We start from the raw sequence: 2,778 nt of genomic DNA, 5'->3' as shown, positions 1-2,778 counted from the left end.
TGCGCGTGCCGCCCGCCCGCGGGCGGGGGCGTGCGCGTGCGCGAGTCGAGGGGGCCGGGCGCGCACGCGCCGGCAGCCCCGATGGCTCAGTTGCCGTAGATGTCCATCGGGAAGTACTTCTTCTGGATCGCGTCGTATTTGCCGTTGGCGCGGATGGCGGCGATCGCCCGGTCGAGCTTCTCGGTGAGCTCCTTGTCGCGCTTGCGCACCGCGATGCCGATGCCTTCGCCGATCACCCCCTTCTCCTCGGCGTTCTTGCCGAACAGGCGCTCTCCCGCCACATCGTAGCCCTCGCCCTCCGGCTTGGTCAGAAACCCGCCCCAGGCCTCGAGGTAGTCCGAGAAGGCCGCGTCCATGCGGCCGGACCTGAGGTCGAGGTAGGCCTCGTCCTGCTTCGCGTAGCGCACGATCTCCGGACCCTTGCCGTCCCAGTAGCGGGTGGCGTAGTTGTCCGCCACCGTGCCCCGCTGCACGCCGACCTTCTTGCCGGTGAGCGACTGGAGGTCGGGCTGCAGGGGCGAGCCCTTCTTCGCGATCAGCGCCAGTGGCGAAGCGTAGTACTTCTGCGTGAAGTCCACCTTGGCCTTGCGCTCCTCGGTGATCGACATGGAGGCGAGGATGGCATCGAACTTGCGCGAGACCAGGGCCGGGATCATGCCGTCCCAGTCCTGCTTGACCCAGGTGCACTTCGCCTTCATCTCCTCGCACAGCGCATTGCCGATGTCGATGTCGAAGCCCTGCAGCGAGCCGTCGGCCGCGATGATGTTGAAGGGGGGGAAAGCGCCTTCGGAAGCCAGCCGGATCTCGTTCCAGTCCTTGGCGTAACTCGTGCTGGCGGTGAGGGCGAGCAGGGCGCACAGCAGGGCGGTCTTTTTCATTCGGGTTCTCCTCGTTCGTGTGGGTCGGCTTCTGTTCGTGATCTGGCCTGTGGCCTCCGGAGCGGCGCAGGGCCTCTGCCGGCCGGAAGAGGGACGCATGGTGGCAAAGGGAGGCCGCCCCCTCAAGCGCTTTCGCGGATTCATATTGCACTGCACTGTCCGGCCTGTGGATCCGGCTGGAGTGCAGGGAGAGCCCAGCATTGGCGCGGGAATCCATCCGCCGAGGAGGCGGGGCGCAAGCCGGGGCCAGCCTTGCGGGCGCGCAAAAATGACAGCAAATGTCGCAAACCCGCAAGGCAGTCACCCGTGCGGAGAGGCTTGGGGCGACACCCCGACGCGGCGGCGCCGGGCCGAGCGGCCGGAGCGGTGGCGCCGCGTTCCTCGCCGCCACCGAATCCGACGCACTGCACTGCAACAATTTGCGCCGCGAGATGGTTACCATGTGCGTCGGCCCGGACGCGGGCGTGGAGGGGACCCCCGAGACGCGCCGACGCCTGAATGATTTTCCGCCCAGCCCCGAAGCGCGTCCGTCACGGCGCGGGGCTCCGCCATTTCTCGCAAGGGAGCACGCATCGATGTCGAAACACGCCAGTCCGCCGGATCTGCCGGTGCAGTTCGAGCCGGAGTTCATCACCGGCGTCCGCGAGATCTTCGAGGAGAAGATCGCCTTCAACGCGCTGCTCGGCCTGCAGATCGACGACATCGGCGGCGAGCGCGTGCACGGGCGCATCGCGATGCGACCCGAGCTCGTCGGCCATTTCGTTCATAACCGCATCCACGGCGGCGTGATCGCGGCCTGCCTCGATGCCATGGGCGGCCTCGCGGTGATGGCCGCGATCGGTGCCCGCCACCTCGACGAGCCGCCCTTCCAGCGCCTGCACCGCTTCTCCAAGCTCGGCACCATCGACCTGCGCATCGACTACCTGCGCCCCGGTATCGGCGAGTCCTTCCGCATGGAGGCCGAGGTCCTGCGCCTGGGCTCGCGCGTGGCATCGACGCGGATGAGCTTCCTCGACGCCTACGACAAGCTGCTCGCCACCGGCTCGGCGGCGTACATCGTCTCGTGAGCGCGGGATGAGCGTCGAGTTGCAGGCCGCCGGACGCGGCAATCTCTTCTCCGCGCTGCCCCCGCCCGCGGGCGCAGAGGTCTTCCAGACGCTGTTCGCCGATCCGGCCTGCCGGGTCGAGCGCATCGTCTCGCACGGCCACGCCAGCGCGCCCGGCGACTGGTACGACCAGGACGGCGACGAGTGGGTGCTGCTGCTGGCGGGCGCCGCGGCGCTGCGCTTCGAGGGCGGCGACGAGGTGGAATTGAGGGCGGGCGACTGGATCACCATCCCGGCGCATCGCCGCCACCGCGTCGAGGCAACCTCGACGGACGCGCTGTGGCTGGCGGTGCACTGCGCGCCGGCGGCCTGACGCCGCTCCGCGCACCCCCGGAGACGCCGCCGCTCAGCGCTCGAGTGCCTTCGCGACCGCCGCGATCGGCGCCGCGGTGACCGAGCTCGGCTGCTGGAAGGGATTGCCCTGGATCAGCACGATGGCTGCGGTGGGGGCCGCGGCGAGGGCGAACAGCAGCACCGCCGCGAAGGCTGCGCGCGGCCGTTCGAGGTGGGCCATGGCCACCGACACCAGGGTCAGGAAGCCCAGGAAGGCCATGCCCAGCCACTTCAGCGGGTTGACGTGGGTCTGGCTGAGCGCCACGCGCAGGTCGTGATCGGCGCGGATGTCGCTGGCCTTGCGCAGCAGCAGGGCCTGCACGTTGGTGCCGGCGGCGTCGGCGACCGCCGGGGCGGCGAGCAGCGCCAGCAGCGCATCGGCGCGGGCGAGCACCTCCGGCGCCTCGCGGCGGCGTGCGAGCTCGGTCCATTCGGCGGCGCTGGCGCGGGCGTAGCCGGCC

4 protein-coding genes are annotated in these 2,778 nt (G+C 70.1%); 2 read left to right on the top strand and 2 right to left on the bottom strand.

The genetic code is table 11. The features are described from left to right. Positions 1-86: 86 nt before the first annotated feature. Positions 87-878 (bottom strand): L-arginine-binding protein AotJ, encoded by a 792-nt coding sequence (gene aotJ / locus C667_RS21935; RefSeq protein ID WP_004385142.1) that lies wholly within the window; start codon positions 876-878, stop codon positions 87-89. A gap of 575 nt (positions 879-1,453) precedes the next feature. Here aotJ and C667_RS21930 point away from each other — a divergent pair. Further along, entirely contained in the window at positions 1,454-1,945 is a 492-nt protein-coding gene (locus tag C667_RS21930) for a thioesterase family protein (protein ID WP_004385141.1), read from the top strand. 7 nt (positions 1,946-1,952) lie between these two features. Next, a complete protein-coding gene (locus C667_RS21925; protein WP_004385140.1) occupies positions 1,953-2,297 on the top strand; it encodes a cupin domain-containing protein in 345 nt (114 codons plus the stop codon). 33 nt (positions 2,298-2,330) lie between these two features. Here C667_RS21925 and C667_RS21920 read toward each other — a convergent pair. Next, a partial coding sequence (locus C667_RS21920) for a bestrophin-like domain (RefSeq protein ID WP_004385139.1) occupies positions 2,331-2,778 on the bottom strand: 448 nt, incomplete at its 5' end.

Origin of the sequence: Thauera phenylacetica B4P (assembly GCF_000310225.1) — a bacterium.
GTDB lineage: Bacteria > Pseudomonadota > Gammaproteobacteria > Burkholderiales > Rhodocyclaceae > Thauera > Thauera phenylacetica.
Note: the sequence above shows the minus strand (reverse complement) of the source record. Positions and strands in the feature narration are given on the sequence as shown.